At 68.9% G+C, this 24,354-nt stretch carries 29 protein-coding genes; 5 read left to right on the top strand and 24 right to left on the bottom strand.

From position 1 onward, the window contains the following. Positions 1-623: 623 nt before the first annotated feature. The 5 genes from CSIV_RS00565 to CSIV_RS00550 all read right to left on the bottom strand — a co-directional run bounded on the left by CSIV_RS00565 (position 624) and on the right by CSIV_RS00550 (position 3,688). On the bottom strand, positions 624-893 hold the full coding sequence (locus tag CSIV_RS00565) for a hypothetical protein (protein ID WP_077049492.1): 270 nt from the start codon (positions 891-893) through the stop codon (positions 624-626). Further along, the gene (locus tag CSIV_RS00560) at positions 890-1,102 is read right to left on the bottom strand and encodes a hypothetical protein (protein ID WP_077049491.1); all 213 of its coding nucleotides are present in this window, start codon (positions 1,100-1,102) and stop codon (positions 890-892) included. Before CSIV_RS00560 ends, CSIV_RS00565 begins: the two co-directional genes overlap by 4 nt. Positions 1,103-1,186: 84 nt before the next feature. Beyond that, positions 1,187-1,993, bottom strand: a complete 807-nt coding sequence (locus tag CSIV_RS00555; protein WP_202969664.1) for a transposase — start codon at positions 1,991-1,993, stop codon at positions 1,187-1,189. Between the two features lie 2 nt (positions 1,994-1,995). Further along, positions 1,996-2,421, bottom strand: coding sequence for an IS110 family transposase (locus CSIV_RS18545; protein WP_202969663.1), 426 nt, complete (start codon positions 2,419-2,421; stop codon positions 1,996-1,998). A gap of 220 nt (positions 2,422-2,641) precedes the next feature. Further along, the gene (locus tag CSIV_RS00550; protein WP_077049490.1) at positions 2,642-3,688 is read right to left on the bottom strand and encodes a hypothetical protein; all 1,047 of its coding nucleotides are present in this window, start codon (positions 3,686-3,688) and stop codon (positions 2,642-2,644) included. 160 nt (positions 3,689-3,848) lie between these two features. Here CSIV_RS00550 and CSIV_RS00545 point away from each other — a divergent pair, with 160 nt between their 5' ends. The 3 genes from CSIV_RS00545 to CSIV_RS00535 are packed head-to-tail and all read left to right on the top strand — an operon-like array spanning position 3,849 to position 5,171. Beyond that, entirely contained in the window at positions 3,849-4,289 is a 441-nt protein-coding gene (locus CSIV_RS00545; RefSeq protein WP_077049489.1) for a hypothetical protein, read from the top strand. Continuing rightward, positions 4,289-4,504 carry a hypothetical protein gene (locus tag CSIV_RS00540; RefSeq protein ID WP_077049488.1) on the top strand — a complete coding sequence of 72 codons (216 nt, stop codon included), beginning with the start codon at positions 4,289-4,291 and terminating at the stop codon, positions 4,502-4,504. The genes CSIV_RS00545 and CSIV_RS00540 overlap by 1 nt, the downstream gene beginning before the upstream one ends. Continuing rightward, positions 4,494-5,171 (top strand): hypothetical protein, encoded by a 678-nt coding sequence (locus CSIV_RS00535; protein WP_077049487.1) that lies wholly within the window; start codon positions 4,494-4,496, stop codon positions 5,169-5,171. The genes CSIV_RS00540 and CSIV_RS00535 overlap by 11 nt, the downstream gene beginning before the upstream one ends. 34 nt (positions 5,172-5,205) lie before the next feature. On the opposite strand, the gene nrdH is transcribed toward CSIV_RS00535, so the two are convergent. The 5 genes from nrdH to CSIV_RS00510 all read right to left on the bottom strand — a co-directional run bounded on the left by nrdH (position 5,206) and on the right by CSIV_RS00510 (position 11,894). Continuing rightward, positions 5,206-5,439 carry a glutaredoxin-like protein NrdH gene (gene nrdH, locus CSIV_RS00530; RefSeq protein WP_077049486.1) on the bottom strand — a complete coding sequence of 78 codons (234 nt, stop codon included), beginning with the start codon at positions 5,437-5,439 and terminating at the stop codon, positions 5,206-5,208. A 5-nt stretch (positions 5,440-5,444) separates the two neighbouring features. Continuing rightward, entirely contained in the window at positions 5,445-5,678 is a 234-nt protein-coding gene (locus CSIV_RS00525) for a hypothetical protein (protein WP_077049485.1), read from the bottom strand. 41 nt (positions 5,679-5,719) lie between these two features. After that, on the bottom strand, positions 5,720-6,376 hold the full coding sequence (locus tag CSIV_RS00520; protein ID WP_077049484.1) for a helix-turn-helix domain-containing protein: 657 nt from the start codon (positions 6,374-6,376) through the stop codon (positions 5,720-5,722). Positions 6,377-6,395: 19 nt separating this feature from the next. Continuing rightward, positions 6,396-11,357 (bottom strand): telomere-associated protein, encoded by a 4,962-nt coding sequence (locus CSIV_RS00515; protein ID WP_139340556.1) that lies wholly within the window; start codon positions 11,355-11,357, stop codon positions 6,396-6,398. Between the two features lie 234 nt (positions 11,358-11,591). Next, complete coding sequence (locus CSIV_RS00510) at positions 11,592-11,894, bottom strand: hypothetical protein (protein WP_077049483.1); 303 nt, start codon at positions 11,892-11,894, stop codon at positions 11,592-11,594. Between the two features lie 403 nt (positions 11,895-12,297). Between CSIV_RS00510 and CSIV_RS00505 the strand changes: the two genes are divergently transcribed. Together CSIV_RS00505 and CSIV_RS00500 are read left to right on the top strand one after the other, a co-directional pair. Continuing rightward, positions 12,298-13,770, top strand: coding sequence for a hypothetical protein (locus CSIV_RS00505; RefSeq protein ID WP_077049482.1), 1,473 nt, complete (start codon positions 12,298-12,300; stop codon positions 13,768-13,770). Between the two features lie 43 nt (positions 13,771-13,813). Continuing rightward, a complete protein-coding gene (locus tag CSIV_RS00500) occupies positions 13,814-14,284 on the top strand; it encodes a hypothetical protein (RefSeq protein WP_139340555.1) in 471 nt (156 codons plus the stop codon). Between the two features lies 1 nt (position 14,285). Here CSIV_RS00500 and CSIV_RS00495 read toward each other — a convergent pair whose 3' ends face one another. From CSIV_RS00495 to CSIV_RS00430, 14 genes are all read right to left on the bottom strand, one after another. Beyond that, positions 14,286-14,993 (bottom strand): SOS response-associated peptidase, encoded by a 708-nt coding sequence (locus CSIV_RS00495; protein WP_077049480.1) that lies wholly within the window; start codon positions 14,991-14,993, stop codon positions 14,286-14,288. A 33-nt stretch (positions 14,994-15,026) separates the two neighbouring features. Next, entirely contained in the window at positions 15,027-15,854 is an 828-nt protein-coding gene (locus tag CSIV_RS00490) for a hypothetical protein (RefSeq protein WP_077049479.1), read from the bottom strand. A gap of 114 nt (positions 15,855-15,968) precedes the next feature. After that, entirely contained in the window at positions 15,969-16,370 is a 402-nt protein-coding gene (locus tag CSIV_RS00485; RefSeq protein WP_077049478.1) for a hypothetical protein, read from the bottom strand. Then, positions 16,367-16,585: a hypothetical protein gene (locus CSIV_RS00480; RefSeq protein WP_077049477.1), complete on the bottom strand. Its 219-nt coding sequence runs from the start codon at positions 16,583-16,585 to the stop codon at positions 16,367-16,369. Before CSIV_RS00480 ends, CSIV_RS00485 begins: the two co-directional genes overlap by 4 nt. 4 nt (positions 16,586-16,589) lie before the next feature. Further along, positions 16,590-16,961 carry a hypothetical protein gene (locus CSIV_RS00475; protein WP_077049476.1) on the bottom strand — a complete coding sequence of 124 codons (372 nt, stop codon included), beginning with the start codon at positions 16,959-16,961 and terminating at the stop codon, positions 16,590-16,592. Positions 16,962-16,975: 14 nt separating this feature from the next. Then, on the bottom strand, positions 16,976-17,569 hold the full coding sequence (locus CSIV_RS00470; RefSeq protein WP_083734902.1) for a prepilin peptidase: 594 nt from the start codon (positions 17,567-17,569) through the stop codon (positions 16,976-16,978). Continuing rightward, positions 17,569-17,847, bottom strand: a complete 279-nt coding sequence (locus CSIV_RS00465; RefSeq protein ID WP_077049475.1) for a hypothetical protein — start codon at positions 17,845-17,847, stop codon at positions 17,569-17,571. The genes CSIV_RS00470 and CSIV_RS00465 overlap by 1 nt, the downstream gene beginning before the upstream one ends. 26 nt (positions 17,848-17,873) lie before the next feature. After that, positions 17,874-21,191 (bottom strand): LysM peptidoglycan-binding domain-containing protein, encoded by a 3,318-nt coding sequence (locus CSIV_RS00460; RefSeq protein WP_077049474.1) that lies wholly within the window; start codon positions 21,189-21,191, stop codon positions 17,874-17,876. Between the two features lie 11 nt (positions 21,192-21,202). Then, a complete protein-coding gene (locus CSIV_RS18590) occupies positions 21,203-22,234 on the bottom strand; it encodes a hypothetical protein (protein ID WP_238592309.1) in 1,032 nt (343 codons plus the stop codon). Then, positions 22,228-22,848, bottom strand: coding sequence for a hypothetical protein (locus CSIV_RS00450; RefSeq protein ID WP_077049473.1), 621 nt, complete (start codon positions 22,846-22,848; stop codon positions 22,228-22,230). Before CSIV_RS00450 ends, CSIV_RS18590 begins: the two co-directional genes overlap by 7 nt. Before the next feature lie 9 nt (positions 22,849-22,857). After that, on the bottom strand, positions 22,858-23,280 hold the full coding sequence (locus CSIV_RS00445) for a pilus assembly protein TadG-related protein (protein ID WP_077049472.1): 423 nt from the start codon (positions 23,278-23,280) through the stop codon (positions 22,858-22,860). Beyond that, complete coding sequence (locus CSIV_RS00440; RefSeq protein ID WP_077049471.1) at positions 23,277-23,729, bottom strand: TadE/TadG family type IV pilus assembly protein; 453 nt, start codon at positions 23,727-23,729, stop codon at positions 23,277-23,279. Before CSIV_RS00440 ends, CSIV_RS00445 begins: the two co-directional genes overlap by 4 nt. After that, a complete protein-coding gene (locus CSIV_RS00435) occupies positions 23,726-24,136 on the bottom strand; it encodes a TadE/TadG family type IV pilus assembly protein (protein ID WP_077049470.1) in 411 nt (136 codons plus the stop codon). Before CSIV_RS00435 ends, CSIV_RS00440 begins: the two co-directional genes overlap by 4 nt. 5 nt (positions 24,137-24,141) lie before the next feature. Then, positions 24,142-24,333, bottom strand: coding sequence for a hypothetical protein (locus CSIV_RS00430; RefSeq protein ID WP_077049469.1), 192 nt, complete (start codon positions 24,331-24,333; stop codon positions 24,142-24,144). Between the last annotated feature and the right edge of the window lie 21 nt (positions 24,334-24,354).

The following is a 24,354-nucleotide window of genomic DNA, read 5'->3' as shown; positions in this document are numbered from 1 at the left end:
ATCGAATGCGCCGGATGCAAGGAACTCAGGGACGCCCACAACGGCCACGTCCTCCGGCTAGGCCGGTCTCAGCGCTGCGCGCTCGACCCATAGCCACCGGCGGCAGGCCGCCGGCCCTCTCGTGGTTGCTCTTCTCGTGGCGGTCCAGTCCCGCCCCGCGGCCGGGTCGCTGCGCGCCCCGGTTGGCCGGGGCCATCGCTCCCCGGGCTCGGTGCCGGGCCCGCCCCTCGCCGGGCTGGCCCGCATCGGTCGATCGGCCCCGGGCGCTGCGCGCCTCCCCCCGGGCTCCCCCCGCCCCTCGTCAGGGAGGGAGCAGCAGATCGCCCCGGTCTCTCGGTGGTGAGAGCCGGGGCGATCGGGGACGTGTGTTTCAGGCTTGGCCGGGCCGGAGGACGTGGCCGTTGTGGGCGTCCCTGAGTTCCTTGCATCCGGCGCATTCGATTCGGGGGTCATCGCCGTCCCAGATCCAGGAGTGGGCGGGGCCGTCGACTCGGATGGGGTGAGGGTAGATCTCCGGATCTGGCGGCCGCGGCGGGTCTGCGGCCGCTGCGCGCCCGAAGGCATCGCCGATGAGGCGCCAGAGCTCGCCGCCGCCGGGTTCGTTGCCCCATCCGCCGGCGGTCTCAGCCATGGTCGGCCGCCGGCGTGCTCGAGGCGGGCGCGCAGCTCGAGCAGAGGTCCTCGGTCTCGCTGACCCATGTGCAGCCGAGGAAGCAAGCGCTGTCGTCCGTGCATCCGCAGCTGCGGCAGGTGCGGATGACGTCGAGCTCGACGCTGATGCCGGCGGCGGCGAGATCGTCGGCCATGGCGGTGACTCGCTCGAGGAGGTCCTGCGGGGCGATGGACGGGACGGTGATGCCGACCGTGACCGGCTCTGATTCGGTGACGCTCATGGCTGCTCCTGCCGGTAGGGGTTCGATGGGAACTTGTAGCCCGCAGCGGGGTCCGGGTGCATGGCCGCCTCGAGCTCCGCGTCGACGCCGCGGTCGAATGCCACGGCGCACCTCTCCTGGACATCGCTCAGCAGCGCCTCGTGGTCGGCGAGGAGCGCTGTGAGCGCCTCTGAGAGCTCGATTTCATGGTCCGTGGGCCGATGGGTCACGTTGCCGGCGAGGGCGGCTACAGCGGCCCTCGCGCGCTCGGCGCTGCCGGTCTCGGGCTGAGGGTGTGATGCTCCTATTGCGTGTCAAGCGGCTGTGAGCCATTCGCGGTAGCGGGTGGCGAGTTCGTCGTTGGGTCGTCGTCCAAGTTCGAGTTCGCCGACTCGGGCGGGCCAGACGCCGAGGTGGTTGGCTGCAGCAGTCAGGGTGAGGTTCTTGGCCCGGCGTGCGGGACGTAGGTCGCTGTAGTCGGGCACGACGCAGTTCCCGGTGAGTGCCTGGAAGATCTCGCGTGCGACAGCGCGTTTGAGAGCGCGGAACACGGCTTTGATCGTCCATCCCTTCGCGAGATGCGCGTCGCGGTAGGCGCGGGTGGCGGGATCGCAGGAGAGTCGGACTTTCACGATGTGGTGCAGCGCGGCGTTGGCTTGCCGGTCTCCGCCTCGGGAGAGTCGGTGTCGGTCGGTGCGGCCGGAGCTGACCGGGATCGGGGCGGTGCCGCAGAGCGCGGCGAAGGACGCGGAGGATCTGAGCCGGTCGGGGTTGTCCCCGGCGGTGATCAGCAGTTGCGCGCCAACGACGGGACCGACTCCTTTGACGGCTATGAGGGCGGGGTTGGCTGCGGTCACGCGTGCTCTCATGCGAGCTTCGATGTCAGTGATCTCTTCTCCGAGCGCGCGGTAGCGGCGCGCCAGTGAACGCAGGGAGTGGAGGATATCGGCCAGGCCGGGATCGGTGTGTTGTTCTGGCCGGACGGCAGCAAGCGCGGCGATCAGCTTTGCGTCGCTCAGGTTCCGGTAACGATCCCGGAGATGGGCGGGGGCGTTGACCAGCACTGCGCCGATCTGCCGGAAAGCGACTTGCTGAGCTTTGACCGCCGAACGGCGGGCCACGTTCAGTGACGCAGTGGCTCGATCGTGGCGCTTTTCGGATCGGTGCTGGCTTCACCCGACTGCACCGACCGTGCGGCGCGGTAGGCGTCGAGCCGGTCTGTCTTCCCCTGCCGTCGCCGCTCGGCTGGCCTGGTGCGGTTGACTTCCACCACCCGGATGCCAGCCGCGGCGATGGCCGCGGTGATGCCGACGCCGTAGCTCGAGGTCCCCTCGACCCCGACAGCCGTCAAAGGACCGTGCTCGATGAGCCACGCGACCGCCCGACGGTAGCCGGCTTGCGTGGTCGGGAACTCACGATCAGCGACGTGATGCCCGACCTCGTCGATGACCGCAGCGTGGATGCTGTCTTTGTGGGAGTCGATTCCGCCGACCCGGTGGTGGTGCTCTGTCATGCTGGTGATGCCCTTCCGATCCAGTGGGGTCGACACCGGCCGGATCGGTCAGACAGGACATGCACCAGGCCTCCTGCGACGGGGTCAGGCTCGTATTAGGTCATGCCCGACCGGCCGGTGCCGTCAGAAGGCGCGGGAGCCGGACTGATCAGACCATCGGCAGTCCAGCAGGACGCCAGTCAGATTTCGGGTCACGACCCCCGCACCGTCATACCAGCATGCATGTCTGAGGACTCATGTGCTCGGCTCCGTTGGTTCAGTTCGCGGTGATCATGAGCTGCTGGCGTTCCTCGAGCTGAGCGATCGCCTTCTCGGGGACGTGGACGGTCTCGAGGCTCTCGATGAGCTTCTGCGCGCGGCGGTAGGCGAGGCTACGCTCGGTCGATGATGCGGCCGCGTTCTCGGCCATGTCGAGGAGGGTGCGGATCTCCTTGATGAGCTTGCGCTCGGCGTGGGGCACGCCCTTCTGGCCGAGACGGCGTGCGTTGCGCTCTGCAGCGTCCCAGGCGACCGCGAACGCCTCGACTGCCTTGGGGTACGGGAGCGTGGTCAGATCGACGTCTAGGGGCAGATTCGCGGGCAGCTCGCCGGCCGTGTCGCGCTGCGTGCCGGCGGCCCGCATGGCCCGCAGCATCGCGTAGGTCTGTGGGACGTTCGGGTCGGTGAGCGCCGGCAGGAAGAACAGCGAGTCCCAGTCGGTCTCGGAGTGCACGATCTTGCGCAGCAGCTCGTTGTGGCGATCGTGGAAGGCCTGCCAGGCCGTGGCGATCCGCTCCCGGCCGGCACGCTCCACTTCGGCTTCCTTGCGGGCGGCGCGGATGCTGCGGCGAGCGCGGCCGGTGGCGGCGATGAGGATCCAGATCAGTACGGCGGCGAGGATCAGGGCGCCGATGATGCCGAGGACGACGAGCAGCCAGGTGAGGTCGGCGGGTTCCTGCACGGTCTCGGGAGCGGTCGACGGCGCAGCGGTCGATGTGGGTTCTGGCGAGGTCGTCGACGATGGCTTTGCGCTCGGGGTGGGATCCGTCTCCCCGAGTTGGTCGAAGGAGCCGAGGATCCACGGCAGGAACACCGCGGTGGCCATGACGACCACGCCGGCGCCGATGTGGCCCCACCCCGAGCTGTACTCGGTGCCGGCGGTGCGCATCAGCCTGGTGACGCCCATGATGCAGAAGACCGCGCCGAAGAAGATCGCGGCGAAGGAAAAGATGGTGGTCATCGACGAGGCGATCCCACTGATGGCGTCGAAGATGCGTGGTCCGTCGGTCTCTGTCGAGGCGAGGAGGGTGGTGAGGGAAGACATGTGCTCTACTCCCGTGGGTTAGGTGACTTGACGATCCCTATATTAGTCACACTCACGACGCAAAAACTAGTGTCTCCCGTGTGTTGAGCCGATTCTAGTGCGGGTGTCGGACGGATGCCCTATATTGGTGCATGTAAACCGCCTAAAACTAGGAGTGATGATGGCGAAGACAGAGATCGTCGGCTATGCGGAGATCGCCGACATGATGAAGATCTCCGTGCCCGGTGTGATGAAGGCGGCGCGCACGGACCCGAGCTTCCCGAAGCCGATCACCCCGCCTTCGATGCGCTCTCCCGGCTGGGACCGGCAGGTGATGCAGAAGTACGTCGACCAGCGCGGTGCGAAGTCCGCCGGCCGCAGCGGCCGCCCGCCGGCGGTGGGCAGCAAGCGGTACAAGTTGCCGGCTGAGGTGAACGAGGAGATCGAGCGGCGGATCCGCGCTGCCGGCACGTTCGCGGAGTTCGTGTCGTTGGCGGAGATCTCCGACAATGCGCTGCGTCAGCGCTTCTCCGGCAAGACGACGTGGCGTGAGGTCGAGCTCGAGCGTTTCGCGAAGCGGCTCGGCACGACGTTCGACGAGCTCACGGGGATCCGTCGCTGATGTCCCCGCTCATCCCGCTCGTGGCCATCGCCGTGTGCGTCATCGTCCTCGTGGCGATCGTCGGCATGCGCGGATGGCCGATCCTCGCGATCATCCTGGTCGCGACGAGCGGTGTGGGCATCCTGGTTGTGGCGATCGTCACGATCGTCCGCATGTTCCGGCGCCGCCCTGCACGGGTCGTGGTGCGCCGATCGGAGGCTCCTCGTGACCGATGAGACGACCCCGGACCCCTGGGCGGACCGACAGCTTGCGAGCGTGCTCGCGAACGCTCTGGGCGCCTTCGGGCGCCGTACACGGCTGGATGCCAACGTGGCGGCGAAGGAGCTCGGCGTCAGCCCGTCGACGGTGCGCCGCTGGGTCCGCAACGGCATCCCGGAGCGGCGTCGCGACCAGGTCGCGGCTCTCGTGGCTCCCGAGACGGCGGTGCTCGAGCGTGAGCGGCGTGAGCTGCTGTTCGCCCGTGAGGCGCTGTGGGACATCGCCGGCCGCGGCGCACCGATCAGCGACGCCTGGAAGCGGGACGGCTGGCTGCGGCCGCACCTGCTCACCGTGGTGCAGCTGCGCGACCGTGGTGTCCTCGTGGTGCGGCTGACCAACCCGGACAGCGGCGAGATGAGCCGGCGGCTGCGCGCCGACGGCGGCGAGGTCCTCGAAGAGGTCGAGTTCCGCAACAGGTTCCGCGCCCAGGTCGCCAAGGGTGAGCTGCTCGAGGCGGTCGGCCCCTACCGAGTGATGGTCCCCTCGGGGCGGATGAGCCGCGGCCGCACCCAGGCCTGGCTGGCGCCGGCGCCGCGGCCGACGCTCGAGTGGCTGCGAGATCACCCGCAGGTGAAGATCCCGGTGACCAAGCCCCGGAAGAAGAAAGAGCCCCGGCCGGAGTGAATCCGGACCGGGGCTCTCCCCTGTGAGCTGCAGCTCACGTGAGACGGGCTGCGAGCTCGTCGATCTTGTCGGGGCGGAAGCCCGCCCAGTGGTCCTCGTCCGTGATGACGACGGGCGCCTGCAGGTAGCCGAGGGCCTTGACCTTCTCGAGCGCTGCGGGATCCTCGGACAGGTCGTGGATCTCGTAGTCGATGCTCTTGGCATCCAGCGCGCGGTAGGTCGCGTTGCACTGGACGCAGGAAGGCTTGGTGTAGACGGTGACGGTCATGCGATTCACCTCCTCTCTCGGAGCGTGATGATCGTGCCCAGGAGGGCGTTGAAGGTCTCGTGGTGGAGCTCGCGCAGATCGGCGATCGCGAGGGACGGGCCGGCGGCGGTCGCCGGCGTCTGCGGCAGCTGCAGCTCGCCGAAGAGCAGCTCGCGCACGGCGGTGTCGTCGTGGACGTCGATCTCGCGACCGATGGCCGCGAACAGCTCGTGCGCCGGGTCTGCGGTGACGGTGGTCATTCGTGGATCCTCTCTACTCTGTAAGTTCGGAAGTTCGGGGGTCAGCGGGAGGCGCGGGGGTCGCTGCGGTCGTCGCCGGCGTCGATGCCGTTCATGCTCATCCCGGAGATCTTGCCGATCTTCCAGTCGTCGACGTACTTCTCGCTGAGGACGGCCTCAAGGTACTCGCGGGCGGCGACGTCGCCGCCCATCGCCCAGGCGCTGCGGAAGTTCTCGTACTCCTCCGGCGTGAGCTTCTGCTGGATGGTGCGATCGCGGGAGTAGTCGCGCGGTCCCTGCGTGCCGGTGACGGATACCTTCACGCCGCCCATCGGGATGCGCTGGTTCGCGCGAGCTCGGCGCACCATCTGCTGGCGGCCGCGCTTGGTGGTGACGGCCTGGCGGGCCTTCTTCTTGAGGGTGTTCATCACGGTCTGTTTGGGGTTGTGGACGCCCTTCAGCCACCGCTGCACCGTGCGCTGGCTGACGCCGAGCGCCTTCGCGGCCTCGGCGGTGGAGATCTTCGTGACGGATTTCTTGACGCCGCCCGGCGTGGTGACCGTGCGGGTCGTCGAGTAGAGCGTGCGCAGGTGCTTGGCGACGTCGGATGCCTCGGCTCCCCCGGTCCCTGGGGTCGACGGCTCGGACTCAGAGCCGAGCCAGCTGATCGCCTGGAAAAGCGTGTTGCGCTGCTTCAGTGCGTCGTCGTCGGTTGCCATGGTCTACTCCCTTCGTGGATCAGATGAGCTCGATGAGGTGGGACTTGCCCTCGTAGCGGCCCTTGCCGGTGAGGAACGGCAGGTGCTCCTGTAGGTCGGCCGAACCCTCGTACTTGAACTGGCCGAGGCCGCGGCCGTAGTTGCGCTCGTCGCCCGGCCAGGCCTTGTCCGGGTCGGTCAGCGGCGACGTGTACAGGACGGTGTCGCGGGTGATCGCGACGGGCCAACGGCCGGTCTCGTCGCCGATCTTCTTGACGCGGCGGAGGATGTTCGCCCGGGCGCGGGCCTGGATCGCGTGGTAGCGCTCGGGGGCGAAGCCGGGCTTGCCCTCGTGGTGCTCGAAGCTGGCCATCAGCCCGAGGCTGCGGACGTAGACCTCCTTGAGGAGATCGCGGGCCGCCTGCGCATCCGGGTCGGCGGTGTCGAGCTCGGTGCGGGCGTTGCGGATCCGCTCGTACCAGGTGTCCAGCAGGCGGGTGTGGTTCTCCCACGTCCACGCCTCGAGGATCTCGAAGTCGTAGCCCCACTCGATCGCGAGCTCGAGCGTCGGGGTCGAGACCCATGACTCGAGGCCGGCGAGGCTCTTGTCGCGGTTGATCGGGTCGAGCGGGTTGGGCACGAGCCACTCGGCGCGCTCGGGGAGGTTGACCTTCCAGTAGCCGGGCACCTTGCGGTCGAAGGCGACGCCGTTCGGGTGATAGGACGGCTCCCCGATGCCGAGCTCGCAGCCGCTGACGCCGGCGAGGTAGCTGCCGCCACGGTCGTAGGCGTGCACCCAGCGGTGCTGCAGCTCTTCCTCGGTCGGCTGCCGGTGCCAGTTGATGTCCATCTCGAGCGTCGGGATCGTCGCGGGCTCGACGGGCTTGTGCGGCGTGAACCGGGCGGTGCGCTCCTCCTTCGAGGGCGCCAGGTGGAACATGAGGTCCTGGCCGGTCGTGGAGGCGTTCACCGCATACGGGGTCTGCAGGGCACTGGCGAACAGGTCGAGGCGGTGCGCGAGGACGGCCGGGGTCGGGTTGTCGCCGATGAGGTGCTGGAAGTCGTCGCGCAGCGCGGGGATGATCACGAACCGGGCCTGCAGCCGGCTCTCGCCCGGCTTCCAGATGCGGGTGGTCGCGCTGAGCGCGTTGTCCTGCCCGCCGACCTCGTAGCCGGCCTCACGCGCGCCCAGGACGAGGGGGTGGTCGACGGTGAGGTCGTGGAGGATCGAGCCGAGACGTCGCTCGGGCGAGGGCAGCTCGTCGACGGGGATCCCGAGCGCGCGGGCGGCATCCGCCGTGGCGTAGATCTGGCCGGCCTCGTTCTTCCACTGGTTTTTCGTGCCCAGGCGCAGCTGCGCGACGAGCTCGGCGATGTTGCCGAGGTGCTCGATCGGCCGCTCGAGCGGGACCAGCGTCCCGTCCGGCAGCCACAGTCCATCGGTGTCCAGCACCGCGGCGGCCGCGGCGAACTCGCCCGCCGCGGTGCGGCGCGCTGCAGGCTTCTGAGCGGCCGGAGCCGCCGCCGTGTGTGCCTGGGCCGCGGGAGCCGCTTCCGGCGCCGGAGCGGGCTCCTCTGCGGCCGGAGCGGGCTGCTCAGGCGCGGGGGCAGCGGGAGCGGTCGGCGCTGCCGGTGGAACGTCGAAGAGCGCGGGGGCGCTGCCGTCGTCGAGCGGGGTCGGCGGCGTGTGGTCGTCGCCTTCCGGGGTGTCGATGCCGGATCCGTTGTCGCCGGTGAGCACGCTGAGCGGGATGTCCCAGACACGGGTGAAGCGTCCCTCGACGCGGCGGCCGAGGGTCTGGTTTCCGCCCTTGTCGGCCTTCATCCACCCGTGGGCGATGAAGCTCGAGCCGATGGTGTGGACGGTGTCGGTGATCGGCTCGCCGGTGCCGGCGGCGACGCGGGTGATCGTCTCGATCATCACGCGCGGGTGCAGGTAGAGCCGCGGCTCTCCGTCGCCGTTGTCCTTGATCGCACCGATACGCACGCCGTTCGGTGACCAGGTGTCCTGCGGCGGACGGCCGCGCTGCGTCCAGCCCAGCTGCTCGGCGTCGTCGGGGATGTCGCCGCTCGTGGTGACCAGGTGCGCCGAACCCGCGGCGAGTGCTTCGCGGAGCAGCTCGATGGCCATGACGCCGGGGTTGCTGGCGCCGCCCTCCTGTCGCACGAGGGCGTCCCAGATTCCCTTGTCGGCCCAGGTGTGGAAGTCGGTGGCCTCGGCCTGAGTGAGAGCGCCGACCTCGACGAGCATGCGCAGCATGAGGCGGATGCCGTGGTCAGCGTTCACCGCGGCATCCTTCATCCGGCCCTTGGCGCCGGGGTCGTGCGGGAGCGGTGCGGTGCGCTCGCGCCAGACCTTGGAGAGCTGCGCCTTGGTGTGGGTGGCGTCCTGCGGTCCTTCGAAGTAGTGGGTGCGCAGCGCGTCGCGGTGCTTGGCGAGCCAGCGGATCAGGGAGGCGCCCAGCAGTGCGCGCTGGTCTCGGAGTGTCTTCTGCTCGAGGAGCTCGAAGGTCTCGTCGACATTCTTGATCTCGCCGGGGTTGAGGCCGATCGAGAACGTGCGCTGCAGGGCGGATCCGTTGAGGCCGATCTGTCCGGTCGCGATGACTGAGGCGTCGATCGGCGGGGCTTCCCGCACGCCGCCGCGCTGTCCGCCGACCTTGCGGCCTTCGCGGTCGAAGACGGCGCGGACGAGGAAGTCGAACTTGGCGACGGCCTTGCGCACGTCGGTGTCGACGAAGTCGTCGGCGAGGACGGCGACGTGGCGGGCGTTGGCAAGGATGCGGGTCATGGCGATCGCGGAGTCGCCGGCGCCGGTGGCCGACAGGATCGTCTTCGGGGACTCGCTGTTCTCCTGGTTTAGGCCCGGGGCGAGGTAGTGCATGGCCTGGCGGGCGCAGGAGCTCTTGCCGGCGCCGGGTGCTCCGTACACGTAGGTGATCAGCGGGACGGGGACGAACGGCGACTGCCAGACCAGGCCGAGCAGCGGGGCGATCACGCGGGCCGGGAGCATCTTGAGGATCTCCGTCGACTCCTGCCAGGCCTGGCGCAGCGTCGCGGCTTCGGTGGTCGGCTCGGGGAGGTGGATGCGCTGCAGGCCGCCGGTGAGGCGGGTGGGTGCGTCGACGGATCCCTCAGCGGTGATCGCGCCGCCGGCGTGCACGAAGTACGGGCCGAGGTCGCTCTCGCGCCAGCCGGTGCCGGTGTAGACCTTGGTGCGCTGCGCCGGTGTCGGCCGGGCGCCGTAGAGGGCATCCCAGAACAGGTCCTTGCCGCGGCGGGACGTCGACTCGAGCATGCCGAGCCATGGCAGCGAGTTCGCCCAGGAGCCGTCGCGGATCTGGTCCTCGTCCCAGACGACAACGGCGTCCTCGATCTGGATGTTGCCGGCCTCGTCACGCAGCGGCTTGCCGGTCTCGGGGTCGCGCACCCAACGGTGGAAGTGCACCGTGATCTCGGTGGTCGGCGGGGTCGCGCGGGCCTCGTGGCCGGAGTCCTCGTAGCTGGCGGCGAGGACCTCGCCCCAACCGTCGAAGACGCGGATGTACCGGTTGCGGAAGTCTTCGCCGTCGCGCTCGACCTTGATCTGCACGGTCTGCCCGAGGCGCACACCGAACCGGGTGCCCTCGTTCGCCGTGCCGTCGTCACCAGGGAAGAACTGGTTACCGTCGAACACCGGCGGTTCGCTGTCACCATCGTCCGAGGAGCCGCGCTGCAGCGGGACGACTGCCGCGGCGATCGAGTCGGGGATCGGCAGCTCGGCGATCTCGTGAGCGCCGCGGGCGATGGCGACAGCCTCCTGGATCACACCGCGTGCGTCGTGGACAGCGCCGCGCTCGAGCGGCGTCGACGCCGGCACCATGGCGAGGGTGTGCTCGAGGTGGTCCCGCATCTTCGCGACACGGCGAACGGACTCCCCCGCCCACAGCTCGACGTTGCGCTGCACCTCGCGAGAGTCCGCACCGGATGCCAGCTGCGCGTCGATCTCGTCACGGCAGACCTGGACGGTGTCGCTGCGGCCCTCGCCGGTGAGCATCTTGCGGAGCTCGCCGAGCATGGCGAGCAGCTGCGCTGCGTTCGGGGTGAGCTGCTCGAGCTGGTCGACGGTGTAGCCGGCCTCGAGGTGGTCGGTCAGGTCAGCTTTGTCGTCGTCGACGGCGGGCCGGTACAGGGTGACGGTGGCGCCGACTCCGCCGAGCAGCTTGTGCAGCTCGGCGGCCCGGGAGTAGCCGGCGACGTCGCGGTCAGCGACCACGGCGACGTCGGCGCCCTGGAAGATCTCGGCGAGCTCGCGGGGGAAGGATCCGGAGCCCTGCGCGTTCGTGGTCGCGACGAGTCCGGCCTTCTCCGCGTTCTCGACGTCCTTCTCGCCCTCGAGCAGCCAGACGCGGGTGCCGGCCTCGATCGCCTGCAGCACTTCGGGGTGCCGGTACAGAACCGACACGAAGTCATCGGGCTTCTTCGCGACCATGCGGCCGTTCGGGCCGAGGAACCGCTGCTTGAACCGCTTGCGGGTCTCGCCGTCGACGGTGGCCGTCTCGCGGATGACCTCCTCGACGAGCGTGCCCTCGGCGTTGAAGTACGGGTAGGTCGTGACACGCTCCCACTTCGCGCCCTTGAACTTGTCGACGTCGGCCGTCGACTTGTTGGTCAGGCGGGGCGGGAGCTTCGGTGCCGCGGTGAACCGCACCTTCGGCTTGCGGCGGGGCTGACCCTCGGTGCGCTCCGGCAGCGGGGAGTCGAACAGGTCCTTGACGCCCAGGCCGATCGCCGCAGTGATCTCGCGGACGTCGGCGTGGCAGGTGAAGCAGTTCAGCAGCACCTTCTCGTTGGCGCGGTCGTTCTTCACCGACAGAGAGCGGTGGCTGTCGCCGTGCACTGGGCACAGCGCCATGAACTGATCGCCACGGCGAGACTCCGGCTTGTAGCCGTTGACGTCGAGAGCGTCCCAGACGCGGTCGAACGCGCTGCGGGCGGATTCAGGGGTCGAGATCAGGGTCATGAGCGTCCGCCCTCGCGCGGTGCGCGAGAGGGGACGGAGCATGGCACTAGGCCGCGTTGATCGCAAAAAAGACGAAACTGCGCTAGCATGAAGACGCTCCTCCTCTCAAGGGATGCGCACACCGACCCGCCAAGGTCGCTAACTCAAAACCTCGAACCCGACGCCTGGACAGCAAGGTTCGAACCACACTCTTCGAAAGTCTCTCGGTTTGCCGACCGGGAGACTTTCCTCGTTCTAGGCGCTGCGTGCCAAAGGCCGGCCTCCTTCAAGAGAGTCGAGACCCGCGATCTGGTCGCGAGCAGCTTCACGAGCCTCGGCCTCACGGCGCTCCTTCGCGCGCTTGAGTTCGTCGAGGATGTACTGCGGGATGGGAAGCTTGTGCAGCTTCGCGAGCTCCATCGTGGCGTATGAGCCGATGGGGATACCGAGCTTGTGAGCTTCGGCTTCGTACACCGCGTACTGATCGTCAGGAACGCGCGACATGAGCTGCCGCCGCCTGCCGCGGTCGCGGTGACCGGGCTTCTTCTGTTCGACCATGGCTCATGTATAGCACGTACCTGTGACAGATACAGATAGAAGTCTGCCCCGGCGCGTCGCAAGTCCATCCAAGTGCCCATGACCTCCATAGGTGCTCGGATGTCGCCAGATCGGACACGCGCCGAGGAGATTTTTTCAGCACCAGATCGCGATGGGGCAAAAAGGGTCTACATGAAGGTCTTTTGCGGATCACTCGGATCACTCGGATCACGTCGTCTAAATCCCAGATCAGAGGATCATTCGTTCTGATACGAGCTGCTGTTTCACTCGGATCACTTAACTAGTTTCATAAATCAGTATCCAAACCCGAAAAGTGTTGCTAACCTGGGGAAAGAGGGTGATACGTGCATCCCTGGCTTCGGACATCTCAGGTCGTATCAACCCCTCCCCGAGAGGAGCAATCGTGACCAAGACTGTCGATCTGGTGCGCCGTGCGCTGGGCTCCATCCCTCAGACCGAGGACCACCTGCAGCTCCTCGGCGCCGCGGTGTACTCCTGGTGGCGCCCCTTCCCAGCAATGGTCTACCTCCCCGCCGAGCCGGACGTGAGAGCCCTCGACTACGTCGACGCCTTCGCACGAGCTCTCACGGAGCTGGCAGGCCGATCCCGCGACCGCAGTGACACCGTGGCCGGGTACGAGCGAGGTCAGGCGTATGCCGGCCCGGATCCCCTCCTGCTCACCGGCACGCACCCGAGCGAACCGGCGAGTTCCGATCATGGCCGCTACTTCCGCAAGATCATCGCCGCGATGGCTGCTTCGCAGTCCCCCGCGCTCATCCCCGATGTCGCCGACCGGATCCGGCTGGTAGTCATCACCGGAGACGCTCCTCTCCCCGGAAACCTCGCCGAGCCGTTCCTCGAGGTCAATCTGCAAACCGATGTGCCCTACCACCGGTGGGAAGCGATGGATCGCGGGCGGGACGCGCGTCTCGAGCTGGCGACTGCAATCGGCCGGTGGGTCGATGATCACCGGGCTGCCGACTCCGACTTCTTCAGCTCGTGGGAGGACGACGACCATACGCCGGAGAGTGCAGCGCGCATCGGACAGGAGATCCTGAGCGCCTTCATGATCGACGAAGGCCTCCCCGCCCCACTCGCCGGCGGCAGGTGGACCCCTGCCGCCCAAGCAGATTCGGTCCGGCGGATCCACCGGCGGAAGCACCCGACTGACCCCGCGCTCGTGATGATGCTGAGAGACCTGATGCGCGACGCCCTGGCAACGCGGCGAGCGCGGATGGTGCCCGGAAGCTCAGATGTGATCGACCTCGGTCGGGTCTCCGGAGATCGCTTGCATGTCCTCCCGCAGCCTGCTCGTGAGCTCGTGCTCGCCACGGGGCACACGACGGCGAGTGCGGGAGTCTTCAGCCGCTCCCTTGCGGTTGAGGGGTGGATCAAGCGGGCTCCGGATGGGGCATGGACGGTGTTGCGTCGCATCGACGGGAAGCTGACTCGCGTGTGGGACATGCCGGCGGAGTTCCTAGGGGCGATGGTCGAGTACATCACCGAAGGCGATCCCAACAACCCGGCGAAGGAACTGGCCGAGGTCATCCGGAGCTCACTGAGATCCGCCGTGGCAGAGGGCCGTGCTGTTCTCGCACCGTCGTCAGATGGCGCGGTGGATCTCGGACGGCAGAAGAGCGGCAGGCTGTACATCGTGCCGGCCGTCGCTCGACAACTGCTCGCGGAAGCAGGGCTGCAGGAGACGCCGACCCAGATCAGTCGCGCTCTCGAAGTCGCGGGATGGATCTCCCCCGAAGCAGACGGATCGAAGACCGTGCCGCGGCGCATCGACGAGAGGATGCTGAGGGTGTGGAACCTCCCGCCATCGTTCCTCGGCGATGGCGATGCGCCCGCCTCTTCTCGTTCACTGATGTGAAGACCCCTTGACGCTGTGTGAAGTGGGGTTCACACTTGGAGCCATGAACGCCTCCCCCGCCTTCCGTACAGTCATGCTGGCCCTCGGCACACCGACCGGCGAGCTCGACGCCGCCTGGAAGGCTGCGGAGCACCACGAGGTCACCGCCGACGAGCTCGCCGCGGCGAAGCGTCTGATCGCGCGGATGATGGCTGTGCCCAAGGGTGAGGACTTCGACGCGACCGACGACCCGGACGCGAAGGCGCTCGCTCGGTTCGGTTCGCCCCGTCCCGTGCGCCACGCACGCGGGGAGGCCAAGATCTCGTTCGCTACGGAGACGCTGCGGGAGATCGACGAGACGAGGAAGGCGATCGAGCGGACCCGCACGGAGCTCACCGCGCTCGAGGCCCGCCGGCTCTCCCTCATGGCTCGTGCCGTCGACGAGGAGCGTGAGCCGGTGACGGCTGTGGCTCTCGCTGCGGGGATCACCCGCGAGCGGTACTACCAGCTGCGCCGCGCCGCCGACGCGGGGTAGCTCAGATCGCCTCGATCAGGGAGGCATCCGACGGGTCGACGCGGGTGGTGTAGTTCACCTTCCGATCGACCTCGTAGGTGGCGATGCTGCCGGCGACGCGGTCGGACTCGGCGGTGAGCAGCTCGAGCATGTGCTCCTGGCCCGCCTGGTCGAGCTTGCCCGGCTGCAGGTACTCCTCCCACACGTCACGCTCGAGGAACACCGGCATCCTGTCGTGGATCTCGCCGCTCGCGTCACGCGCCGGCCTGGTGATGATCGCGGCCGAGAGCATCCAGTCGTCCCCGACGCGACGGGCGGTGTAGATCCCCGCGGCGGTGAGCAGCTCGTCGTCGGCGGCGTGCAGGAAGTGCGGCTGCCGGTCCACCTTCGGCCCGGTCCATTCGTAGTAGCCGCGCATCGGTACGAGCGCCCGTGAGGACGCGAACGCGCCGCGCCAGAGTCCGCTGGTGGTGAGCCGCTCGATCCTCGCGTTGAAGTTGGGCTTGGTCTTCTTCTCGATGAACGACGGCCAGAAGTCCCACCGCACGACATCGAGTGTGCGGTGCAGCTCTCCGCTGCTCGAGTCGACCCGTTCCCGCACGATCGGCATCGCGTTGGTCGGGGCGATGCTGTACGACCCGCGCCACTCCTGGGCGTCGTCGGCCGCGGTCGCGGTGTAGTCCTGCAGCAGCTGCTGACCTGGCCGGTCGCTGGCGAATCGTCCGCACATGCGACGATCCTCTCACCGGCCACAGACGGCCGCTCAGCGGCGTCGACGCACCACCCGCGGGTTGAACGCCACCGAGGCGTGTGCGGCGCGCACGTGCGGCCGCCGGGAGCTTTCCGGGAGCGTGTAGCGGCCGTAGGCGATCACGTGCCGGCCGACGAGGGTGCCGGCGTCGGTGATCTGCAGGCGGGCGAGGTTCTTCTTGTCGACGAGGATCGCGACCTGGTCGGCCGCGTCGACGAGGCGCAGCATGAGCCCGTCCCACTGCGTCCGCGTGTAGCCGGCGACCTTCCCCCAGATGATGAGATCCGTGTCGAGCCTGGTGGCGATCGCGGCATCCCGGGCGTGCACGATGATCTGGTCGGCCGGCACCGGATCCTGGGTGCCGATGACGAGCTCGAGGCCGGCTGGCATCGTGTCGGCGAGCAGGTTCACCAGCATCGTCGAGAACGAGCGCTGGTCGGCGCTGTCCGCCTCCTGCTGGCTCGGCTCGGTGCGGTAGCGGCGGGTCAGCTGCCCGGGCCGCTTCGAGTCGGGACGTCGACGACCATCCGGGCCGGTGGAGGGCTCAGCGATGCCGAGGCGCATCCGCCACCGGATCGGCCGGGTGCCCTGCGGATGCTCGTGGCCGGCATCGCCCGGACGGTCCTTAGACCGCTCCGATCCCTCGTCGCACCCTTCGCCATGGTGAGCGGCGAACGCCGCGGCGCGCTTCGTGCTCTGCAGCGACGTCGCCCAGACCTTGGCGCCGCACTCGGAGCCGTCGCGCAGCTCACCCGGGCACCAGAGATCCGGGAGCACTGCGAGGCCGCGGACCTGGTCGATCGTGACCGGGTTCCCCTCGGCATCCAGCGCTGCGTCCATGGGCACCTTCCTGGGTCAATATTCCGATGAATCGTTGGACGAGAGCATTTGCGCAACGAGCCGTTGCACAAATGCCGGATCGGCAATCGTCCAGCCGGCTGCTGGACCAATTCCTCAGCCGCCGTTGATCCCGGGGATCCCCGTGTCGTCCGGTTTCGGCCTCGTCGACGGCGGGAGCTCGACGCGGCGGCCGCACTCGGGGCAGACCCATCCGCCACCAGGTGCATCGCGCATCACGACCAGGTCGTCGGGGCATGTCGCGACCGTCGACGGGAGGATCGTGAGCGCGTCCATCGCGGCGCGCAGCGCCTCGGCCGGCACCTCGAACGCCGGGTCCCACGCGATGAACGACCCGCCCTGACGCGAGGTGAGTACTCGGATCCCCGCGGCGCGCGCTGCACGGCGCAGACCGCGGCGGAACTCGTCGACGGGCGCCGGCAGCTCCTGCTGCAGCAGCGCGATGCTCCCGGTGCTCCGCAACCGCTCGAGGTAGGTGTCGAAGCGGATCTCGCTCATGCGCGATCGCCAGCCGGCTGCGCGATCGCCTCGGCCTCGACGCCGGTGGCGAGCATCCGCAGCGCCCGTGCCTGCGCGGCTGGCGACCAGGGCGATTCGACGCCGGTCACGTTCGCGATGCGCATCGTGATCTCCCCGTCCGCTGCGCGCAGGAACGTCGCCACGGCGAGCAGCTCGCTGCCCTCGTGGACGTCGACGGGGATCTCCGCGATCATGAGCTCACGCCGCGTCGCTGTAGTAGCCGGGGACCTCGCGCGTGACCGTCGCGACCATCTTGGCGACATCGACGTCGGGGAACTCGTTCTCGTTGACCGAGAGAGGCAGGCCCGAGGAGATCTTCTTGAGACCGGGCCGCGGCACCTCGAGGCGATCGCACTCGTTGTTCAGCGCCACCATGTACGCGGCGAGCGCGAGGCCGGCGTCGTCGGGTCGGATGGTCCAGACGCGGCAGAGGAGGCGGCCGATGTTGTCGCTGGGGTGGTAGGCGCCGAGGTGTGCGGTGTGGCGGGCGTCGAGCTGACCGAAGTGGGCGGCGGAGTTCTCGAAGAACGAGCGGTACTGGGTGTACGGGATCGTGACGTTGTCGGTCATTGCGGGAGCTCCGTTCAGCTGGTGGTGAGGATCTGCCAGAGGGCGACGGCGACGGTGCCGGCGACCATGTAGGGGCCGAAGGGGATCTGGCGGCCGCGGCGGCCGGCGGCGTGGATCGCGGCGTGCGGGAGGGCGAGGACGTAGGCGGCCGCGGCGCCGAGGAGGGCGGGGATGATGCCCCACCAGCCGAGGGCGAGGGCGAGAGCGCCGGCGAGCTTGACGTCACCGTAGGCGACGGCGCCGAGGAGGCCGAGGACGAAGTAGATCGCCCAGAGCGCGGCGCCGGCGAGGACGGCGATGCCCACGCGGCCGAAGTCGCCGGTGACGAGGCCGCAGGAGGCCACCAGGACGCCTGTGACGGCGTAGAGGGGCCAGACGAGCCGGTTGGGCAGGCGGCGCTCTCGGAAGTCGTAGACGGCCAGCCAGGCGCCAATGGTGGCCACTGCGGTGATGAGCAGCCACTCGAGGATCGGGAGAGGTGTGGCGGCGATGGTGGTGATCGCGGTGGCGATGAGAGCGGTCGCCCCGCCGGCGGCTCCGGTGAGCGCCCAGATGGCCGGGTTCGGGTTCCGGGTCTGGGGCACGTCGGCGGGGCTGGTCGCAGTCATCAGGGGTTGTGAGCGCGTCGGATCTGAAGGCGCACCGCAGCGAGCCTGGCGCGGCGCAGGATCCGCGGGGAGTGCCGGATTAGGTAGGTCAGGGTGGTGCCGGCGGCTACCGCGACCCACTGCAACGCGGGTGCGGGGAGAAGCGGCATGAGGATGATGAAGAAGAACGTCGTCGACACCGCGAGCGCGATGAACATGTAGATCATGTCGAGGGCGCTGTACTTCGGCGCAGCGAGAGACGGGTAGTGGCGATTCGGTGTGAAGTACTTGGCGTGCATGATCGGCTCTCCTTGGTATGAGCTGCTCAGAAGCGGCCGCGGATCTGGTCGATGAGCTCGACGGTCTCGGGCTCGGGCTCGTAGCCGTCTTCGAAGCTGTCGAGCTCGTCTTCGTGCTGGCTGACGATGCGCTCGAAGCCGTCCTTGTCGCCGGCGAGGGACTCGGCGAGCATCGCGTCGCGCCACAGGGTCTCGTTGACCGGGTCGATCTGGCGGCCGACCGTGGCGGCGAGGCGGGCATCCGCGATGCGGCTGGTGCGCAGCGAGCGGGTGACGAGCTCGTGCGCGGCGTCGCCGATCGCCTGGATGATCTCGGTGCGCAGGACCTCGGCCCAGCGGTAGTACTTCTCGCGGACGCCGCTGAACGGCTGTCCCTGCACCAGGCGCAGCGCGGCGATCAGGTTCTCCGTCGACGTCTTGGAGAGGTCGTCACCGATCAACTCCTTCCAGACGTCCCAGTCGGTGCGGACGAGCTCGTGGAGGCGGTAGCCCTGGGCGCCGACCTTCGGGAACCACTCCTCCTCGTCGGCCGAGACACCGATCCACTTGCGTGCCTTGGAGGCCAGGCCGTTGCGGTTCTGCTGGGCCTGCTTGCCGGTGGCGAGCTTGCCCGGCCAGAGCGCGTCGTGCACGCTGATCGCTGAGGCGCCCGGGTTGAGCGCGAGGAAGGCGAGCAGCTCGGTCGAGCGGACGACGGCGGAGCGGTTGATCTCCGAGGTCTGCGGGGTGCGCGGCTCGGGTCCCTGCGCGTTGTGCAGCGTCACCGGGCCGAGGATCTGCAACCACGGCACGTCGGCCGGGAAGATCTCGTCGACGGCGGGCACAGCAGGCTCCTCGTCGACGGGCTCCTCGACGACGTCGACGACGGCCTCGGCGGCCGCCTCGGCGTGCTCGGCGGTCTCGGCGGTCTCGGCGGCGGGTGCCTCCTCGGCCGTCTCGGCGGGCTCCTCGTCGACGTCGACCAGGTCGGTCTGCGCCGGGAGCTCGTCGAGCCCGAGCGAGGCCCGCCAGTCCGTCGACGCGGCCGGGGTCTCGGCGACGAGCGTGGCGACGGCCGCGGCCGCGGGGATGTCCTCGAGCGAGATCTCCGCCTCGATGTACGTGGAGGTCTGGGTGGGTGCCTCCTCCGTGGTGGCGAACAGCTCCATGATCCGGCGCAGCTCGTCCTCGTTCACGATCTGCGGGGTCAGCGGGAGGCTCGCGCCGGCGGCCGGGATGTTGAGGTTCGCGGTCTTGTCGTCGGTGAGGTGCAGCGTCCACTCCCCTGCGAGCTCACCGGCGGCGATCGCCGCGACGCCCACGCGCGGGACCCGCGTGACCAGGTCAGCGATCTCCGCCTTCGTAGCCTCATCGGGCATCTCGCCGAGGATGACGATCTCGGGCGTCCACGCCTCGGCGAACATCCCGAGCGAGCGGGCCTCTTCGATCGAGTTCACGCCGAGCTCGTCGAGCGTGGCCTTCGTCGATGCGGCCTGCGCGCGCAGCACGCGCATCAGCTCGTCGACGTCGTCGATGTGCCGGATCCGGCCGGTGTCGAGCGCGGCCGGCAGGCCCGGGGCGATCCCGACGAGCGTGACCGACAGGTCGTCCGCCCACTGGCTCGTCGCGAGCTCGACGGCCAGGCCCGTGAGGGCACCGGAGATCGTCGACGGGTTGCCGGTGAGGTTCAGAGCACCGATGTGCTCGAGGTCGACCATGAGGTGAGCGTCGCCCTGGTCCTGGCCGATGGTGACCAGCGCCGGCCACGGCGAGCTGGGGATGCGCTCGAGCTCGGGCAGCTGCTCCGGGTCGACCGTCCACGCGGTCTTGTCGTCGGTGACCGGAGCGAACGGCGCCGGCAGGTCGAACGGCTCCTCGAGGTAGAGGGCGATCTCCGCATCCGACAGGCGCAGCGCGTACAGCTGCGGCAGCTGGTTGTTCGTGTCCTGCGCCCAGATGGCCAGGTGGCGCAGCGCGTGGTCGACGTGCTCCATGCCCATCGGGTTCTCCACGGCACGCAGCTCGAGCTCCATCGTCCCGGCCTCGCCCTGCGGCATCGCGATCCGCTGGCCCGGACGGCGACGGCGGCGCTGCTTCATCCGGCGGATGCCGAGCAGCGAGAGCAGACCCGCCGCGGCGATCGCGCCGAGCCCGCCGATCGTGCGCACGTTGAACAGCTCGTCGATCCAGTCGTCGCCCTCGTCGACCGATGCCTGCTCGGCCGCGGCCGGCGCCGGCTTCTCCTCCGCCGGCGTCTGCGTCTCGGCCGAGGGCGTGCCCAGGCCCAGCCCCGACAGGTCCGGGACCGCCGCCTTCTCGCTCTCCGGCGCGGCAGCATCCGCGGCCGGCGCGTCAGCTGCAGGAGCACCCTCAGCGGACGGCGCGGCCTGCTCGGCCGGTGCTTCGACGGGAGCCTCGGCCGGCGCCTCCTCGACCGGGGCGGGAGCAGCCGAGGGCGCGGGTGCGACGGATGCCGCGGCGCCCGGGATGGTGACGACGTCGCCGGGGTAGATCAGGTTCGGGTCGGTGATCTTGTGGCCCGTGGGCTGGACGGTGTCCTTCGACGCCTCGAAGATCTCGTGGTAGTTCGCGCCGTCCCCGGTGGCGTCCTCCGCGATGTCCCAGAGGGTGTCGCCGGCCACCACGGTGTGCTGCTCGGCCGCGGCCGCCGGCGCCGTCTCTGCGGCCGGTGCAGCGGCATCCGCGGGGAGGTTGAGCACCCACCCGGCGTTGAGCCAGTGCTGGCCGTCCAGCGCCCACCCGTCGGCCTGCTCGACGCCGTAGTTGAGATCCGCGATCTCCTGCCACCGTTCACCCTGCCCGAGCTGCGTCTCCGCGATCTGCCAGAGCGAGTCGCCGTCCTGCACGGTGTACGTCGGCCCCGTCTCCTGCACGGCAGCGGGTGCCGCCTCGTCGACGTGGGAGCTCGCGTCGGCCGCGACCGTCGACGTCTGCACGAACGACTGCGACATGACCGTCGTCGGAGCTGCGGGGAGCTCAGCCGCGGTCGCCGCGGTGGCGCCGCCGCCGATCGTCACCATGGCGACGATCGCGCCGACGAGGACGGATGCGCCCTTCTGCTGCAGACCGAGGCCCGGGATCCTCGGGGCGGGCATCCGGCGGATCTGCGCGGGGATCTCGACCAGGATCGCGATCGCCATCGACAGCCACGCGAGCCAGCCGATCAGCGGGAGCACGGTGCCGACGAAGAACACTCCGCCGACATCCGGGCCGGACAGGACGCGGGCGAGCTCGTCCCCGGTGGGGAACGGGTTGCCGGCGAAGAACACGAGCGCGGCGGGGATCCCCACCAGCAGCCCGATCAGGACGACCAGAGAGGCAAGGCCTCCGAGTACGCGCTTCATGGTGTTCCTCCTCAGCCGTTCGGCGTGGTGGGCTTGACGTTCACCGACTGGATCTCGTTGATTTCCAGCTGTGTCGAGCTCGAGGTCGTGAGGTTGACGGTGCCGCTGGCGCCGGAGAGCGACGTCCAGGTGACGGACCACTGGCTCGTCGCGGTCACGGTGTAGCGATCGCCGGGCTGGTTCTGCGAGGTCCGGTCGTACCGGTGCCCGCACGTCGGGCTGTCGCTGAGCCCGTACCCGACCGAGTAGGCGGTGCCGGTGCTGCCGCACACGACCTCGCGGCCGTCGCCCATGTTCCACCGGATGCCGGTCACCTGAGCGGTCGCGGTGATCGTCTGCCCGCCCAGCGTCGCCGTCTCGGTGTAGGGGCCCCAGGTCAGCGGCTGAGGGTTCTCGACCCACAGCCAGACCGGGATGCCGACGTAGCTGCGGCGGTGGCCCCAGGCGGGGTTCACCTGCGGCGCCATGCCGATGTCGACACCGCGCAGCTGGAAGGTCGCGATGAGCTGCGCAGCTGCCCGGCCAGGCGTGAGCACCTTCAGGCCCGGAGGAACGGTCTCGCTCCAAAACTGGGTCTCCTGGCCGAGGCCCGGGGAGCCACCCGGCGAGGGGTTGAACATGATGCAGCCGTAGTAGCCGGCCTCGGGCGAGTACCCCGGAGGACGTGCCGGCCAGACCCCGTCCTTCATGAAGACATAGCACTGGCGCACGTTCGACCAGTAGGACGTGCTGCTGCCGCAGTCGATGATCGCGTAGAAGCGCTGATAGGTGCCGCCGTCGAAGACGCGGATCTCGTCAGCCGTCCAGCCCAGCTGCAGCAGCCCCGACTCGGAGTTCTCGTAGTAGCACGTGGGCGCGCCAGGGGTCCATCCATTGCTGTCGGGGTTCGGCGCTGGATCCGATGGCACAGAGATCGTGAGGTAACAGACGCTGAGGTCATTGCAGTACACGCCACCAGCGGCCTGAGCAGGCGCCGTGGCCACGAGGGATCCTGCTGCGAGGGCGAGGATCGCCGCGAAGGTTGCGAGTGCTCGTCTCAGCATGTCGTCCCCAGACTGATGCGATCGTTGACGAGCCACGTCTTGGTCTCTGCGTTGTAGATGACGTGGAACTCGACTTCGTTACGAGGCTTCGGGTTCGCCATGGCGGGCTTGCCGTCAGCAGTCGTGATCTTGCGCTGGGAGCCGTCCAAGCAGCCAGGGACAATCACGAGGCCGTTCTCGACGCCCTCGTACTCCTGGCCGTAGGCCGTCTTGGGCTCGAATACGAGCGACCCTTCGACCTTCGACTGGCCTTCGATGCTGTCGCCGTCCACGTTGAGGATCGGTCCCTTCGAGATCCGGAGAGCGTCCTCCTGGAACTCCTTGAGCGTCTTGCCCGTGGCGACGGCCTCGTATCCGCTGGCGTCGGTGCCACCCGCTGCGCTGATCTGAGCCTGGGTAGCCAACAGCAGATCAATCGTGGCCTTCGCCTTGTCGATCGCCTCATCTTCGTCCTTGGGAGCCTCGCCGGTGATCGCCGCCGGCGCAGTGGCGGTGGGGCTCGGCGATGCCGTCGACGGGGTCGGGGTCGGGCCGTTGGTCGTCGTGCATCCGGCGAGGAGCATGCTGCTGAGTGCAACGGCCGTGAGTGCGGTGATGATGCGCTTGCTGGTCATGGGGAGCTCCTACTGTGTGATGATCCGGGCCGAGCTCGTCGCGCCGACCGGAAGGCTGTTTACCCCGATCAGTGAGAGGAATCGGGTGGTGTACGTGTCTTCGACGCTAACGGTGATCGTGTCGCCGACGACAGAAACGTTGCCTTCCATGCCGGCCGCGGTGAGGTAGTTCTGCGCGGCGACTTGGGCTGCGCTGCCGTTGAGCTGCAGGGTTCCGTCGACGACGGCCTGGCCTGCGACGGCGTTGGTGCCGGCGCGGGCGGCGGATGCCGCGGTCATCTGAGCGTTCTGCGTGGACTGGTACTTCCCGGAGCTGTCGACGACGAGGCCGACGACGACGACGAGCACGACGACGCAGGCGAGGAAGATCACGGAGACGGAGCCGCGCTCGTCGTTGCGCAGCTGGTTGAGGATCTGGCGGATCTTGTTCATGGCCGCTCCCGGTAGGCGTCGACGGGTGAGGTCGCGCTCCGCTCGATCGTCCAGGTGCCGGGCAGGCCGGGCAGGGCGACGTCGGAGAGGTTGAGGGTGCAGGTGATGGTGCCGGAAACGGTGCCGACCTGTCCGAGCGGGACGTTGAGTCCGCTGTCGTCGATCAGCACGTCGAGGGTGTTGCAGGCGTACCCGCTCTGCGCCATCGACGTCTGCGCGGCCGCGTTCGCGTCCTGCTGCGCTTCGGCGGTGGTGCGGGAGAGAGAGGCCTCCCTGGCCGCGGCGTTCGCTGCCGCCTCTGCAGCGTTCGAGGCGAGGGCGATGCGGCCGCCGGCGACCAGGAGCAGGATCACGAGCACCATGACCGGGGCGAGCATCACGAGCTCGACGGACATGCTGCCCTCTTCCTTGCGGCGGAGGAGCGAGCGGAGGGCGCTGCGGAGCTTCATTGCACCCACCTCTCTGTGGGGCCGGTGACGGTGCGCGAGACCGTGACCGGGAGGCCGGGCAGGAGCGTCGCGACGGTGCCGGTGACGGTCACGGTGACCGTCTCGGCGGTGCGCTGCACCACGACGTTCGAGCCGGACACGATCGAGCCGGCTTGGGTGAGGGCGGCCTCTCCGGCGCTCACGCCGTCCTCGGACGAGGCGTCGTAGAGCCGTGCCGAGTTGTAGGCGGTGGAGGCTGCGGCCTGCGCGACGTTGTTCGCCTGCAGGACCACGGCCCCCTGGATGAGGCCGAAGAAGATCAGGAGCACCACGGGGATGATCATGATCGCTTCGACCGCTGCGGAGCCGCGCTCGAGCTCACCGCGTGCGGGGCGCGCAGTGAGCAGGAGGGTGTGAACGCGGCTCATCAGGCTCACCCGGGGAGCTGACCGATCTGGGTGTTGACGAAGGCGGTGACGGCGGCGATGACGATGCCGGCGATCACCAGGATGCCGACGACGAGGAAGATCCACTCGACGGTCTGCAGGCCCTTCTCGGCGGTCGCCTTGAGCGCGATGGCGCGCCGACGGAGACCGGAAACGAACTGACGGCTGAGAGTGCTCATGTGAGCTCCAATCTGTGTGTG

Origin of the sequence: Microbacterium sp. CSI-V (genome assembly GCF_001984105.1) — a bacterium.
Classification (GTDB): Bacteria; Actinomycetota; Actinomycetes; order Actinomycetales; family Microbacteriaceae; genus Microbacterium.
The sequence above is the reverse complement of the archived record's forward strand: the minus strand, read 5'-3'. Positions and strand labels throughout refer to the sequence as shown.